Genomic DNA, 14,908 nt, shown 5'->3' on the forward strand with positions numbered 1-14,908 from the left:
TGGGGCGCCCCTTCGGATGGTTTCATTCAAGCTGCAGAGGAACGTGGTGTTGTGAAATTTGTTCCGAGGATGGAGATCCGACATAAGATTATGTTTTGTCTGATCTTTTGGGTTTCAATCAAAGCGCTCAATACTGTGGGGCTCACGCTGACCCCGCGCTGGCCTTCTGGCCGTAAAGGCTGCCGATCTTAGGGTTAGAAGATGGCAGCCAAAGGCCCTGTTCCCCAGGAGCTATCCATCGACAGCACCCACATCAAGGCGCATCGCTCGGCGCAAGGCTCAAAAGGGGGGCGTGGGCGCAAGCGATTGGCACCTCGCGTGGCGCAAGAACAAGCAAAATCCATTGCTTGGCCGATGATTGTGGCCGACCGGTCGCCTTCACACTGACTCCCGGAAACATTGCGGATATCAAGATGGCGATCCCATTGCTGGAACTCGCTCGCCCGACAAAGCGCCTCCTGGCAGGCAAAGCCTACGACGCCGACAGCTTGCGGGACTGGCTGGGGCGCCAACACATCAAGGCAGTCATTCCATCATCAGCCGCAAGAAGGACGCCGTATCCGTTGGATCGCAAATCCTACAGCCGCAGGAACGTTATCGAGCGGTTGTTCTGCAGACTCAAGAATTGGCGACGCATCGCAACCAGATACGACCGCCTCGCAACAAATTACATGGCAGCTATCGCTCTCGTTTCAGCAATAATCGCTTGGATATGATTGAGTCCTCACCCTAGGACGCAATCACCAAACCAGCCCGCGCGCCGCGACGTCCTCGACACGCGTAACGATGCCGTCGCGGTGGAAGGTCATCACGTCGAACAGGTTCGAGACAACGCAGGTATGGTTGGGGATGATGCGCACGCGTTCGCCGATCTCCGGGCGGATGCCTTCGACCTTCGACAGATCGACCGTCGCATGTTCTTCCGAAAGCCCCGTGATCACGGCATCGGGATATTCCACAATCAACCCGTAATCGGAAAAGCCGAGCAGGTCCGAGGTGAGTGCCTTGGAGCCCGCATCCAGAATGGCGCGCTCCGGCGTGGGGCGGGAGACGACGGTCGCCAGGATATGCATGGCGCAATCATCCAGCGAGCAATGGCCGGCGCGCGCCATGGAGCGATCATTGTAGATATAGGTACCTGCCCGATGCTCCGTTGCTGTCGGAACGAGGTGTGCCGAAAACAGGCTGGGTGTGCCGCCATTCGACCGGATCGGGCATTCGATCCCGTCCACCGCCAGATAGGCCATGGTGGCGATGAAGAAATGTTCGACCGCAGCCTCTGTATGGGGCTTCGGATAGGTCATCAGCCCGCCGAAGATCAGACTTTTGCTGGCGACGATGCCGCGCGCCAGAGCGGCTGCTTCGTCGGGCGTCTGCACACCGCAGCGCCCGCCGCCGGTGTCGCATTCGACCAGGACCGTCAGCGGCTTGCGCCCTGCAAAATAGGCGGCAAGGCCAGTCACGGTCACGATGCTGTCGGCCACGACCTTCAGGCCCGAGATCCGCTCATTGAGAGCCGCCAGACGCGCCAGCTTGTCCGCACCCAGAATGTTGAAGGTGATCAGGATGTCCTCGAAACCGGCATCCGCAAACACTTCTGCCTCGGTGATCTTCTGGCAGTTGATGCCCGAGGCCCCCGCTTCCACCTGCTGACGCGCCAGCGCCGGTATCTTGTGGGTCTTGATATGCGGGCGGAAGGCGAGGTTATGCGCGCTCATGTAATCCTGAACGCGCTTGATATTGCCAGCCAGCCGGTCCTCATCGATCACGGGAAGCGGTGTCGACAGCGATTGAATGGTATCGCCAATCTGAGGACGGGGTAGTGTCATTGTCAGGCAGCCTCACTTGCATGCGGATCGGCCATGATTGGCCAGATATCCCGGCGCACCCGTCGATAGGGATTCGTCGCCGGGTTGTTCGGGTAAGGCGTACCCGCCGAGCAGTAAAGGATCTCACTCGCGATCTTTGAAAATGCCGCATAAAAATGGTTGGTGGATTTGATGACCAGGATGCGTTTCGCCAAGGGGTCGACGCCCAGTGCGGTAAACAGCGACGGGTCGTAGCTCTGCACGCGCACACTGCCGAGGATGATATCGATGCCGCGGTAATGGATATGCGCCGCATCGCCGAAGGGCGCGATGCTGTCGCCGAATTTCATCTCGGCGTTGCTCTGCAACTTCACCACCTTCACGATGCCATCAACGGGATTGCCGGTACCGGGCGCGGATTTGGCGCCGAAGCGTAGCGGAATTTCCGCGCCTTCACCGGCCGCCATACAGATCTGCACGGCGATCGGGTCCCAGATCAGGCCGATGGCGACATTCTCCACGCCGCGTGCCAATAATTCCTCCAGCACCACGGTCGCGTCACCCGCCGTGCCGCCGCCCGGATTGTCCCACATATCGGCGATCACGACCGGGCCGGTGGCGATTTCCAGCGCCTTTGTCACGGCTTGTTTCTCGTCGATCGACGGCATCATGAAGGTGCCGCGCTTGGAGAAGAGATCGAGGCCGAGGTCTCGCGCTAAAGCCGCGCCCTTCTCGGGTTTTCCATTGGTCACGGCAATCAGCTTTGTGCCCATTTCCGGAACGTCACCGGCCATGAAACCGTGGATGACCGAAAGCGACAGAACGTCGTCATCGCTGGCCTCGATCCGCTTCAGATTGTCCACAAAAGAGCGCATCGGCTCGCGTGATGTCGGGAAGACGTCGATCATACGACAATCGAAGACGGACATGACCGGCGTCACGCGGCCTTCCAAAGTATCGACGGCGATCCGCCAGAGGTCTTCGGCACGGTCGACGAAATCCGTATGCGGGAATTCCTTGAACACTACGAAGAAGTTCGCAGCCGCAACGCGCTTCGCCGTCAGATGGCTATGCGGGTCAAGCTCCGCGCAGAGCAGCACATCCGGCCCGATGATCTCGCGGATACGGGTGAGCAGATCGCCTTCCGGGTCAAGGTAACCGTCCGCCACCATGGCGCCGTGCAGGCCCATGACCACGGCATCCACAGGCATGGCTGCCCTCAGTTGGTCGAGGATCTCGTCGCGCAGGCCCTCATAGGCCTGTCTGTTGATGAGGCCGGCAGGATCTGCCCAAGCGGCTGTTCCCTCGATCAGCGTCCAGCCCTTCTCCGCGCACACTTTTCGCCCGACAGTGATCGGTGCGGTACACAGCGTCGGCGTCGCGGGATGCTGGCCGGGCGGCGCATACAGCGATTCCTCGAACGCGCGACGGTCGATGCAGATCGGTGAGAAGGTATTGGTTTCGGTCGCAAGGGCCGCGGTAAAAATGCGCAAGGCTTCGTCTTTCGCTTTCAGTATAGTTCAGCGGATACCCATCGGGTTCGGCAAGTAGCCCGTAAAGCCGGAGATCTTCCAGCGGCCCTCATGGAAGCGGCAGTAATAGAGTGTCTGCCACTGCATCACGTCCAGCTCGCCGTCTGCGCGCTTGATGCCGCCATTGAACTTCTTGCGAACGAGTGCCGTTTCGCCTTCGATTTCGATCTCTTCCAAGGTCGTGGTGGTGAAGATCGCCGTGCGCGGATCTTCGCCATAGCTGCCCTTCTTGAAATCATCCGCCTGGCGCAGCCATTCGTCACGGTAAGCGGCAAGATTGGGGAAGGCCAGGCGCCAGTTGTCCGGGTTGGGGTCCTTGTTACCGGAAATGCCGATGAAGCCTTCTTCGACGAAATCATGCTCCACCATCGACCAGTCCGCAGCCAGGAAAGCGTCGATGTCGCGGGGCACCAGCATCTCCCAGATGGCGCGGCGAGCGGCATCGCTTTCGGGGAACGGGTTGTTGAAAGGATCGCGCATTTTTTGCCCCTGGATCTAAATAGTTTTCATGATTGGCGAAAATCTCTAGCCAAATTCCGTTCAATATGGTCCATTGTCAATGATCGAAGAAAATAATTTGCATGAGAGGGACCCCATGTCGATCAAACGCTACGGCGCGGAACAGGGTGGCGCCGGCGGCCAGAGGCTGCCATTTGCGAGGGCTGTCGAGGCGGATGGATGGCTGCATGTCTCTGGCCAGGTTGCCATGGAAAATGGCGAGATCATCAATGGCGGCATTGTCGAGCAGACCCACAAGGCGATCGCCAATCTGATCGCGATCCTGCATGAGGCGGATTACGGCGTGGAGCATGTCGTACGTTGTGGCGTGTGGCTGGATGATCCGCGTGACTTCTGGACCTTCAACCGCATCTATCAGGGCTATTTCGGCGAACATCCGCCGGCCCGCGCCTGTGTGCAATCCGCCATGATGGTCGATTGCAAGGTGGAAATCGACTGCATAGCCTACAAGCCGAAGACCTGAAGAACGGCTTGGGAGGACACATGGATATCTTCGCGACGATTCAGGAGGAGCGGGCGCAGCTTTCTCCTTCCGAACAACGGATAGCGGATATCCTGCTGGGAGACTTCGACTTTGCTGTCGGGGCCTCGATCATCGAGCTTGCCGAGCGCGCTTCGGTTTCCCCTCCCACGGTTACCCGTTTTTGCCGGCGCCTGGGCTGCCAGAGCTTTTCCGACTTCAAGGTCAGCCTGGCGAAGACTGCCTTTGTCGGCGTTCGCTACCTGAACCCGGAAGCGAAGAGCACAGAGCCTGCCGATGTGGCGGAGGATGTGATCACCAAGGCGCAAAATGCGCTGTTCATGATGCACAGGGCACTCGATCCTGTCGTTCTCGACAAGGTCGCGGACCGCCTGTCACGGGCGGAAATGATCTATGCCTTCGGGTCCGGCGGCAATTCCTCGATGATTGCCAGCGAGCTTCAAAATCGGCTGTTCCGTCTCGGCTCGCGCATCACGGCGAGCGCCGATTATCACATGCAGCTGATGCTGGCGGCGGCGGCGCGCACCAATGATGTCATCATCGGGTCCTCCTTTTCCGGCCGCAATCTGGAGCTCGCCCGTTGCTTTGCGCTCGCACAGGATAGCGGCATCACCACGATAGCCTTGACGCAGAGCGAAAGCCCGGTGGCGCGCGCGGCCGAACTGGTGATCGCGATTGATATTCCCGAAGGCGATAACATCTTTCGCCCCACCTCCACCCGTTTTGCCTATCTCGGCGTGGTGGATGTGATTGCGAGCCTCGTCGCCTATCGCAATCGCAAGCTTTCAACGGTGACGCTGCGCCATATCAAGCAACAACTGGTCGAACATCGCGACGAAGACGATCGCCAGGTTCTGGGAGACTGACATGAAAACCATCCTTGCCGTGGTGACAGGTGCTGCCGGGGATATCGGACGTGCGATTGCCTCGCGCCTTGCCGACAGCCATGACATGGTGGTGATGGTGGATATTGATGGCGCGGCGGTGATGAAGGCGGCAGAGGATCTGGGGCCGGCCGATCGCTTCGTTCCTGTCGTTGCTGATGTTACCGATCCCGCAAGCGTCAGCCAGATGGCAAATGCCATTGCAGCGCTCGGAACGGTGCGCACGCTCGTCAACAATGCAGGCGCTGCGCGCGCCGTTAGTCTGCATGATACGGATGCCGACATCTGGCGGAAGGATGCGAGCCTGAACCTGGAAGCGGCCTTTCTCACCTTTCGCGCGCTGGAAAACGATCTGAAACAGCTCGGCGGAGCGTTGATCAATATCGCGTCGGTCAACGGCATGGCGGTGTTTGGCCACCCGGCCTATAGCGCGGCCAAGGCGGGCCTCATACATTTCACCAAGCTGGTGGCGGTGGAATATGGCAAGTTCGGCATCCGCGCCAATGCGGTGGCGCCTGGCACGGTGCGCACCCAGGCCTGGGAGGCACGTGCTGCCGCCAACCCACAGGTCTTCGAGGAAGCCAAACGCTGGTATGCGCTGCAAAGGATCGCCACCGCTGAAGATGTTGCCAATGCCGTCTTCTTTCTTGCAAGCGATCAGGCGAAGGCCATCACCGGTGTGTGCCTGCCCGTGGATTGCGGGCTGACGGCCGGTCAGGCGGAGCTCGCGCGCACCTTCTCACAATCCGATCACTATTGAACCGAATTCAACAAAAGAGCCGGAAGGGGAACCAACATGGCCGATGCTGTTTTTCGTCTTGAGAATGCCTGGGAGCCCGTGGATGGCGACCCGTGCGGGCGCTTCGTCTTTACGCTGGTCAACCTCTCGGATGAGGCGATCAGCGGTTTCAAGCTTGCCTACACGTCGCTGACCCGGATCAAGGATTCGGAAGAGGCGCGCTGCGAGAACGCGACCTTCCTGCGCCGCAACGCCAATTTCCACCAATATGCGCCGAAGGATGGCTTTGTGCTGCAGCCGGGCGAGAGCTGGCGGTTCACCGTCGCCCCCCTCTGGCGTCCGGCCCGTCACCGCACCGATGGGGCAAAGTCTGCCTATCTCACCCTTGCGGATGGTCGTCATGTGCATGTCAGCGTCGATGATACGCTGCTCTCGGGCCGTGCTGCCGAACCGGCGCCGGTGCTGATGCCGAAGGGCGAGGTCACGGAGCCCTTCTATCTTCTGCCCTGGCCCGTCTCCGCAAAGCTGGTCGCCGGCGATACGGTTCCAGTGGCACTTTACCCTGCAGAGGGTACCAGCCTTTCCGACCGGCAGGCGATGCAGACGGTTGGCGCTCTCTACCGTCGCCTGTATCAGATCGGCCACCAGCCCTTCGCGCAGACGCCGGTTCACGAGGGTAGGGCGCTGCGATTCAAGGAAGATATCGGCCTCGGCAAGGAAGCCTTTGCGCTCGCCTTCGGTGCTGACATCGAGCTCTCCTATGGCGATGCGGCTGGCCGCCAATATGGCCTGACCGCGCTGGCGCAGCTTCTGCATGGCGCACGCATCGAGCCGGAGACGTTTCGTTTTCCTGCCAGCGGCGCAATCGAGGATGCGCCCCGCTATGGCTGGCGCGGTTGCCACCTGGATGTCTCGCGGCAATTTTATCTGGTCAGTGCCGTCGCTCGCCTGATCGATATCATGGCCTGGATGCGGCTCAACGTCTTCCACTGGCACTTGAGCGATGACGAAGCCTGGCGGCTGGAGATCAAGGCCTATCCGACGCTGACGACGCTTGGCGTGTTGCGCGGGCCGGATGAACCGATGCTGCCGCAGCTCGGCAATGGTGCCGTACCCGTTGCCGGCCATTATAGCCAGGAGGATGTGCGGGCGATCGTCGCCCATGCTGCGAACTTGAACGTCGAAGTGGTGCCGGAAATCGATATTCCCGGCCACAGCACGGCAACGCTGGTGGCGCTGCCGGAACTGGTGGATGGCCAGGAAGCGCCTGACAGTTATCGCTCCGTTCAGGGCTTCCCCAACAATGCGCTGAACCCGGCGATCGAGTTCACCTACGAATTCCTCGGCAAGGTCTTCGATGAAATGGTCGAGCTCTTCCCGTCGAAGCTGATCCATATCGGCGGCGATGAGGTGGCGGCCAATACCTGGATGGCCTCGCCGCTGGCGAAGAAGCTGATGGAACAGGAAGGCATCGAGGGCACCTTCGGCCTGCAGAGCTATTTTATGAAGCGCATCCAGAAAATGCTTTCTGAACGCGGCCGCAAGCTGGCGGGCTGGGACGAAGTCAGCCATGGCGGCGGTGTCGATCCTGATGGCACCCTCCTGATGGCCTGGCAGAAGCCGGAGGTTGGCGTCGAACTGGCGCGCCAGGGCTATGATGTGGTGATGACGCCGGGGCAGGCCTATTACCTCGACATGGTGCAGGATGAAGCTTTCCAGGAACCGGGCGCCAGCTGGGCAGGCACTGTGCCGCCGAAGCATACCTATACCTATGAGGCGGTGGGCGAGTTCCCGGACGAGCTGAAGCCGCGCATGCGGGGCGTGCAGGCCTGCATCTGGTCGGAGCATTTCCTGAACCGGGATTACTTCAACCATCTGGTCTTCCCCCGTCTCGGCGCGATTGCTGAAGCCGCCTGGACGCCGAAGGAGCGGAAGGACTGGCTGCGCTTCGCCGCCGTTGCACCGCTTCTGCCGAAGCTTTGAAGACGGATGAGTTTATAATTGCGCAGGCTCACCCCCTCACCTTGCCTCCGCTTGGCTCGGCGTTCCTCTCCCCAAGGGGAGAGGGGAACCTAGAGCGTTGCGACCCATCCCTTCTCCCCTCGGGGAGAAGGTGCCGGCAGGCGGATGAGGGGGCGTAGCATGAGAACAAAACGAGTGACTATGTCTGGTGACACGGCCCAAACCCTGGAAATAAGTCGATGAACTATCGTATTGCCGTTGGCGGCATCCACACTGAATGCTCCACCTCGTCCCCCGTCCTGATGCAGCCGGAGGATTTCCGGGTCCTGCGCGGGCAGGATCTACTGTCGGCCGAATACTTCAGTTTCCTTCAGGGCGATGATCTGGAACATCTGCCGCTGCTGCATGCCCGGGCGGTTCCTGGTGGCCCCGTGGCGCGCCACACCTATGAGGCGTTCAAGGCGGAGTTTCTGGAAAAGCTGAAGGCCGCTCTGCCGATCGACGGCCTCTACCTCGCCATGCATGGCGCGATGAATGTGGAAGGCATGGATGACGCGGAGGGTGACTGGATCTCGGCGGCTCGCGCTGTTGTCGGCCCGGATTGCCCGGTCGCCGCGAGCTACGACCTGCATGGCAACGTGACCCAGAAGATCGTCGATCAGCTGGACATTTTTGCGGCCTATCGCACTGCGCCGCATATTGATGTGCGTGAAACCATGATCCGCGCCTGGTCCATGCTGGTGCGGATGATCAAGACCGGCGAAAAGCCGGGGGTGGTCTGGGCGCCGGTGCCGGTTCTCATGCCGGGCGAGCGAAGCTCAACCGAAGACGAGCCGGCCAAAAGCCTCTACGCCAGGCTGCCAGAGCATGATCAGGTGCCAGGCATCTGGGATGCCAACCTGATGGTGGGTTACGTCTGGGCCGATGAACCGCGCGGAACCGCCTGCGCCGTGGTGACTGCCGTTGACAAGGCCGCGGCGGTCAAAGTGGCCGATGCCATTGCCAAATCCTATTGGGATGCTCGCGCGCAATTTTCCTTCGGACCGGTCACCGGACCGCTGGAGGAGATGCTTGCGATCGTTGACAAGACTGAGACGCGGCCGATCATCCTGGCGGATTCCGGCGACAATCCGACCGGTGGCGGCGTTGGCGATCGGGCCGAAGTGTTGAAGGCGCTGATCGCCCGCAATTTCGACGGCGCGGTGATTGGCGGCATTACGGACCGGCCGGCGGTGGAGGCCTGCTTTGCAGCGGGTGAGGGCGCAAAGATCACGCTCAAGATTGGCGGCTCACTCGATCCGGCAAGTCCTTCCGTTGAGGCGCAGGTCGAAGTCATCAGGCTGGATGATACGGGTGTCGCGGCAGAGCGGCAGGCTGTGGTGAAGATCGGGGGCATCACCCTGATCCTGGCCGCCAAGCGCCGCCCCTACCACAACATCGCCGATTTCACCCGCCATGGCATCGACCCCAAGGCGGTGCGGCTGCTGGTGGTGAAATCCGGCTATCTGTCGCCGGAACTCAGCCCGATCGCCAATCCCAATCTGATGGCCTTGACCGATGGCGTCATCAACCAGGATATCGAACATATCAGGAATGAACGCCGCAAGGTTCCAACCTACCCCTTCCAGAAGGATTTCGATTTCGTGCCGGAGGCGCAAGCCTCCGCGCGCTGGAAGCGGGCGGATGGATAATCTAGAGCCTCGGGCGGCAAATCTGAAGCATTCCGCGGTAGTGAATTTTCGTCAGGATCAAGGTTTTTGCCGAAGGACATACCACAGGTGTACGTTCGAGGCGAAAGCCGAAGATAGTGGCGAAAATACACGCCGCCCGCAGGGTTGGCCGAAACCGGCCGTCCACTTTGTCGAAGGGGTTGGATGTATGCGAAGGCTACATCACGCGCCCTTCTCCGCGTGGAACGAACCGGTTTGGGCCAACAGAATTGCCTCAGATTTACCGCCCGAGGCTCTAATGCACAGGCGAGGCAAGGCGGCATGACGATCGCCTTCCTCTCTGCATTGAAGGATCCGGGACTAAGGGTCAGCGCAACAGCCATGCTGTTCTTCGGCTTTGCAGGTGCCGCCACCGGTCCTTACCAGTCGATTATCGGCATTCAGGAACTCGGCCTTAGCGACACCTCCTATGCCGCATTGATGTTTGCCGCCGCTGTCGTCAACGTGGTGGCGAGCGTGATGATGGGGATTGTCGCCGACCGAATGGGGGATTATCGTTCCTCCATCATCTACGTCTCGCTCTTCGGCGTGTCGGGCTATGCGCTGGTCTATCTCGCCGCCAATGTGCCGGCCTTCGTGATCTCGAAATTGCTGCTGTTGCCGATCTTCGGTGCCCTGAACTCCTTGATCTTTGCCAATGTACGCGCCGCCTCAGGGGATATGAACCCGGCCCAGTTGGTTGCGGTCAACTCCACCATGCGAGCCACCATTTCGCTCTCCTGGGTCGCCGTGCCCGGTCTCGTCGGCGTGGCTCTCGCAGGCGCGCCCTCCATGTTGCCCGCCTATCTCTGGGCGGCTCTTTCGGCGCTGATCTGTTTCATCCTGGCGGTCTGGTTTCTGCCGCGTCCGCAGGCGGCAACGGGTGCGGAAACAGATGCCCGCTACAAGATGCTGGCCTCCTTGAAGGAGGTCGCTGAACCACGTGTCCTTCTGCGTGTCATTGCAATCGCGCTGATCTTTTCCATGCTGCATGTCAATGATGCGGTGCGTCCGCTGATCATATCGCTGAAGGCGGGCGGCAGCGTCAGCGATATCGGGCTTGTGATCGGCATTGTTGCCTTTCTCGAGATCATCTTCATCCTGTTCTGGGGCATGAGCGAGCGCTGGCTGGGCTCGATTGCGGCCCTTGCCACCGGTGCCGTGCTCTATGTCGCTTATATGGTGTTGCAGGGGCTGGTGAGTGAAACCTGGCAGGCCTATGCGCTGACACCGCTCAGCGGCTTCGCGGCCGCTGCCATCATCAGCCTGCCAATCACCTATCTGCAGAACCTGATTGCCGACCGGCCGGGTCTCGGCAGTTCGCTGATCGCCGTCAACGTCTTCCTGAGTGCTGGCCTCAGTTCTCTGGTATTCGCCATCGGCACGCGAATCGGCGAATATGGCTTCACATCCATTTTGGGCGGTTCCGTTGGCTTTGCCGGAATTGTCCTCCTCATTCTTCTCGATGGAAAGCGAGCGCGCACAACCCGATGACCATAGCTCCTCAAAAGCTTCAGCCTGTCGGAGGCGATGACGGCCTTCTGGAAATCTGCGTCGACAATGCGGCAGGGCTGCTCGCAGCCATCGAAGGCGGAGCGGACAGAATAGAACTCTGCAGCGCTTTGTCCGTCGGCGGGCTGACGCCGTCCTTCGGTTTCATGCGCTTTGCCGGTCAGCAAGCGGTTGCCGTCTCAGCCATGATCCGCCCACGCGCCGGCGGCTTCTGCTTTTCCGGGGCCGAGATCGACATCATGAAGCACGAGATCGATGCCGCGCGCGAAGCAGGACTGAGCGGTGTCGTCATCGGCGTGACGCGCGAGAATGGGGCGCTGGACGCGGAGGTGCTACGTGACCTTCACCGCCACGCCCAAGGTCTTGATGTTTCGCTGCACCGGGCCTTCGATGTCGTGCCGGACCAGGCGGAAGCGCTGGAAACGGCAATCGAGCTTGGCTTTACCCGCATCCTCACGTCAGGCGGCAAACCGACCGCGCTCGAAGGGCTCGAAAGACTGTGCGCATTGGTCGATCAGGCCAAGGGTCGCATCTCCATCATGCCGGGTTCCGGTGTGCGGCCGGAAACGGCGGGCGCGCTTCTTGACCGCCTAGCCATCAGCGAAATCCATGCATCCTGCGCTGTGCGCGGACCGGAACAGGATCCGCAACTGGTAGAACTCAGTTTCGCAGCCAAGCAGATGTTGCAGACGGATGTGGAGACTGTAAAGCGGTTGAAGGGGATGCTGAGCGAAAGCCGCATCGCCCGGCGCTTCTCGCGCTGAAATTAGCCCCTCAATGCGAGTGTTGTGGGAGCGTGCGTAATGCGTCCCTCTCCCCACCGTTATGGGGAGAGGGAGGCCTGCTCAATCACGCAAAGGCGTAGGAGCCGTCCGGGCGCTTCGGCACGCGGCGCTGCCAGTGCACATAGCCATCCTCGGCCATCGCCTTTTCATCCATTTCGACACCCCAGCCGGCACGATCGGGCCTGAGCTCCAGATATCCGTCCTTCGGCAGGTAGGGATCGACGACGTAGCGCGTGGTGTCCTCATGCGCATGAACCTCGGTGCCGCCATAGACATAGCCCTGCCCCTTGGGCAGGCGATATTCCAGGATCTTGAAGTTCTGCTGCGCGGCAGCGAAATGCACATTGACGGCGGTCGCCAGTGGTCCCATCGGGTTGTGGGGTGCGACACCGACGAAATGTGCTTCCGCCAGGGTCGCAATCCGCCGCATCTCGGAGATGCCGCCGACGACGCAGATATCTGGTTGGATGAGATCGGCGCCGCGCACCTGAAGCAGGCGCAGGAATTCGTTGCGGTGGTAGAGGCTTTCTCCCGTCGCCAGCGTGCAATTCAGCCCCTGTTTCAGGTCGCCATACATCTCGATGTTTTCGGGCCGGAGCGGCTCTTCATAGAAGAGTGGGTCATAGGGCGCGAGAGCATTGCCCAGTTGCCGCGCGGCTGCCGGCTCGAAGATCTTTGCATGGGCGTCGAAGGCAATCTCGTAAGCGGGATCGATGGTTTCGCGCAGCGAGCGAAAATAGTCCGCAGAGGCCTTCACCACCTCTCCCCAGCGATGGCGATGCATATCGATCCGCCAGGGGCTCAGCTTGAAGGCCTTAAAACCCCATTCTGAATTCAGGCGATCGAGTTCCTCCTTCGCGGCCGGAACATCCGGCGCGGTGTAGACGCCCGCATAGACCTTGATGCGATCGCGCACCTCGCCGCCGAGCATCTTGTAGACCGGAACGCCAGCCGCTTTGGCAGCCAGATCCCACAGGCAATGATCAAGGCCGGAAATGGCCGCCAACCCCAGTGCACCGGGTGGAAAGCGGTTCTGCTGGAGCATCAGGTTGTAGAGATACTCCACCCGTGTCGGGTCCTGGCCGGAAAGGAAGCCATAGAGATAATCCAGGACGGGTGGCAGCGCGAGGTCGGGGCCATGATTGTAGCACTCACCCCAGCCGGTCAGGCCATCATCGGTATCGAGGGCCACAATAACGCGCGGCCGGTCCTTGTCGCGTGTGACGAACACGCGCATGCGATCAATTTTCATCGGGCAGAACTTCCGTTCTTGATAGGAGTAGTTTCGGTGTAACGGAACCGGCGCGAGCGGTCGCGGTCGCGCGGGTCAGGCCGAGGAATGGCGGAAAGCAGGGCTTGCGTGTAGGGATGATCCGGCGCGGTGCAGACCTTCTCTGCCTCGCCGACCTCCACGAGTTGCCCGCGATACATGACGCCGACACGGTCGCACATATAGCGGATGACGCCGATGTCATGACTGATGAAGATGTAGGCGAGCTTAAGCTCGTCCTGCAGCCGCATCAGAAGGTCGAGCACCTGGAAGCGCACGGAGACGTCGAGCGCGGAAGTCGCCTCGTCGGCCACGATGATCCGGGGCTTCAGCGTGATGGCGCGGGCAATGCCGATACGCTGGCGCTGACCACCGGAAAAGGCGTGCGGATAGCGCTCGCGGCCTGCCGGATCGAGGCCCACCTGTTCCATCAGGTGGCAGACGCGCTCATCCAGTTCCTTGCCGCGCGCGATGCCGTTGACCAGCAGCGGTTCGCCGATCACCTGGGCGACGGTCATGCGCGGGTTCAGCGAGCCGAACGGGTCCTGGAAGACCATGCGCAGTTCGCGCCGCGCCGCCTTCAATTCCTCGCCCTTGATCTTGGCGAGATCGATGACGTTGCCATCCGCCTTGCGGTACAGCATTTCGCCACCGGTTGGATCATAGAGGCGCATGATGGCGCGGCCCATGGTGGTCTTGCCTGATCCACTTTCGCCGACGATGCCGAGCGTCTCGCCGGGCAGCAGCGAGATCGAAACGTCGTTCAGTGCTTTGACGGGGCCGAAATGCTGAACGAGATTGCGCACTTCCAGGATGGGCTTGGCGGTGGTGTCGAGCGGCGGACGTTTCAGGCGGATTTCCGCCTTCTGCTCCAGCTTCAGCACGGAGCCGATCAGCATCTTGGTGTAGGGATCCTGCGGCGAGTGGAAGATCTGTTCCACCGTGCCGTATTCCTTGGCAACGCCGTGATGCATGACGAGCACGTTATCGGCGATCTGCGCAACCACGCCCATGTCGTGGGTGATGAACAGAACCGCCATGCCGGTCGACTTCTGCAGGCGGGCGATGAGGTCCAGAATTTCCGCCTGCGTGGTCACGTCGAGTGCGGTCGTTGGCTCGTCCGCGATCAGCAGTTTCGGCTTGCAGGCGAGCGCCATGGCGATCATGGCGCGCTGGCGCATGCCGCCCGAATACTGGAAGGCATAGCGATCGACGGCTTGGTTCGGGTTTGGAATTTCCACCTGCCGGAGCAGGTTGACAGCCTCCTCGCGCGCGGCCGCCTTGCTCATGTTCATGTGCAGGCGGAGCGCTTCCATGATCTGGTCTCCGACCGTATGCACCGGTGACAGCGACGACATCGGTTCCTGGAAGATCATCGCGATGTCGCGGCCACGGATATCACGGATCTGCTTGCCGCGCGGATTGAGCCTGGCAAGATCGATGGATGAGCCGTCTGCCTGGTTCAGCAGGATGGAGCCGGATGCGATGCGGCCGGGCGCGTCGACGATCTGAAGGATCGAGCGGGCGGTCACCGATTTGCCGGAACCGCTTTCGCCGACCACGCAGAGCGTCTTTCCGGCTTCGATCGAGAAAGAGAGGTCCTTGACGGCGGTGAAGACCCCCTTGCGCAGGGGAAATTCGGTGACGAGGTTGCGCACCTCCAGAAGAGGCTTGCGCGGCGCGATGGAAAGAACGTCGGACATCGTC

Annotated in this window: 13 protein-coding genes; 8 read left to right on the forward strand and 5 right to left on the reverse strand. The window is 60.8% G+C overall.

Translation table 11 applies throughout. From position 1 onward, the window contains the following. Positions 1-233: 233 nt before the first annotated feature. Complete coding sequence (locus tag Q2T52_RS15740; RefSeq protein WP_367187328.1) at positions 234-716, forward strand: IS5 family transposase; 483 nt, start codon at positions 234-236, stop codon at positions 714-716. Between the two features lie 24 nt (positions 717-740). Here Q2T52_RS15740 and Q2T52_RS15745 read toward each other — a convergent pair whose 3' ends face one another. The 3 genes from Q2T52_RS15745 to Q2T52_RS15755 are packed head-to-tail and all read right to left on the reverse strand — an operon-like array spanning position 741 to position 3,820. Next, on the reverse strand, positions 741-1,829 hold the full coding sequence (locus Q2T52_RS15745) for a D-TA family PLP-dependent enzyme (protein ID WP_302077727.1): 1,089 nt from the start codon (positions 1,827-1,829) through the stop codon (positions 741-743). Between the two features lie 2 nt (positions 1,830-1,831). Next, complete coding sequence (locus tag Q2T52_RS15750; RefSeq protein ID WP_302077728.1) at positions 1,832-3,301, reverse strand: M81 family metallopeptidase; 1,470 nt, start codon at positions 3,299-3,301, stop codon at positions 1,832-1,834. A gap of 27 nt (positions 3,302-3,328) precedes the next feature. Then, positions 3,329-3,820, reverse strand: coding sequence for a hypothetical protein (locus Q2T52_RS15755; RefSeq protein WP_302077729.1), 492 nt, complete (start codon positions 3,818-3,820; stop codon positions 3,329-3,331). A gap of 115 nt (positions 3,821-3,935) precedes the next feature. Here Q2T52_RS15755 and Q2T52_RS15760 point away from each other — a divergent pair, with 115 nt between their 5' ends. The 7 genes from Q2T52_RS15760 (at position 3,936) to Q2T52_RS15790 (ending at position 11,910) form a co-directional block, all read left to right on the forward strand. Continuing rightward, entirely contained in the window at positions 3,936-4,322 is a 387-nt protein-coding gene (locus tag Q2T52_RS15760) for a RidA family protein (RefSeq protein WP_302077730.1), read from the forward strand. Positions 4,323-4,342: 20 nt separating this feature from the next. After that, complete coding sequence (locus Q2T52_RS15765; RefSeq protein WP_302077731.1) at positions 4,343-5,206, forward strand: MurR/RpiR family transcriptional regulator; 864 nt, start codon at positions 4,343-4,345, stop codon at positions 5,204-5,206. A gap of 1 nt (position 5,207) precedes the next feature. Further along, the gene (locus Q2T52_RS15770) at positions 5,208-5,984 is read left to right on the forward strand and encodes an SDR family oxidoreductase (RefSeq protein ID WP_302077732.1); all 777 of its coding nucleotides are present in this window, start codon (positions 5,208-5,210) and stop codon (positions 5,982-5,984) included. A gap of 36 nt (positions 5,985-6,020) precedes the next feature. Further along, positions 6,021-7,946, forward strand: a complete 1,926-nt coding sequence (locus tag Q2T52_RS15775; protein WP_302077733.1) for a beta-N-acetylhexosaminidase — start codon at positions 6,021-6,023, stop codon at positions 7,944-7,946. 218 nt (positions 7,947-8,164) lie between these two features. Then, entirely contained in the window at positions 8,165-9,616 is a 1,452-nt protein-coding gene (locus Q2T52_RS15780; protein WP_302077734.1) for a M81 family metallopeptidase, read from the forward strand. Positions 9,617-9,916: 300 nt separating this feature from the next. After that, the gene (locus Q2T52_RS15785; protein WP_302077735.1) at positions 9,917-11,128 is read left to right on the forward strand and encodes an MFS transporter; all 1,212 of its coding nucleotides are present in this window, start codon (positions 9,917-9,919) and stop codon (positions 11,126-11,128) included. Then, complete coding sequence (locus tag Q2T52_RS15790; RefSeq protein ID WP_302077736.1) at positions 11,125-11,910, forward strand: copper homeostasis protein CutC; 786 nt, start codon at positions 11,125-11,127, stop codon at positions 11,908-11,910. The genes Q2T52_RS15785 and Q2T52_RS15790 overlap by 4 nt, the downstream gene beginning before the upstream one ends. An 85-nt stretch (positions 11,911-11,995) precedes the next feature. On the opposite strand, the gene Q2T52_RS15795 is transcribed toward Q2T52_RS15790, so the two are convergent. Beyond that, a complete protein-coding gene (locus tag Q2T52_RS15795) occupies positions 11,996-13,183 on the reverse strand; it encodes a galactarate dehydratase (RefSeq protein WP_302077737.1) in 1,188 nt (395 codons plus the stop codon). Next, positions 13,180-14,904, reverse strand: coding sequence for an ABC transporter ATP-binding protein (locus Q2T52_RS15800; RefSeq protein ID WP_302077738.1), 1,725 nt, complete (start codon positions 14,902-14,904; stop codon positions 13,180-13,182). The genes Q2T52_RS15795 and Q2T52_RS15800 overlap by 4 nt, the downstream gene beginning before the upstream one ends. Positions 14,905-14,908: the final 4 nt, after the last annotated feature.

This window comes from Rhizobium oryzicola, assembly GCF_030504645.1.
Taxonomy (GTDB): domain Bacteria; phylum Pseudomonadota; class Alphaproteobacteria; order Rhizobiales; family Rhizobiaceae; genus Neorhizobium; species Neorhizobium oryzicola.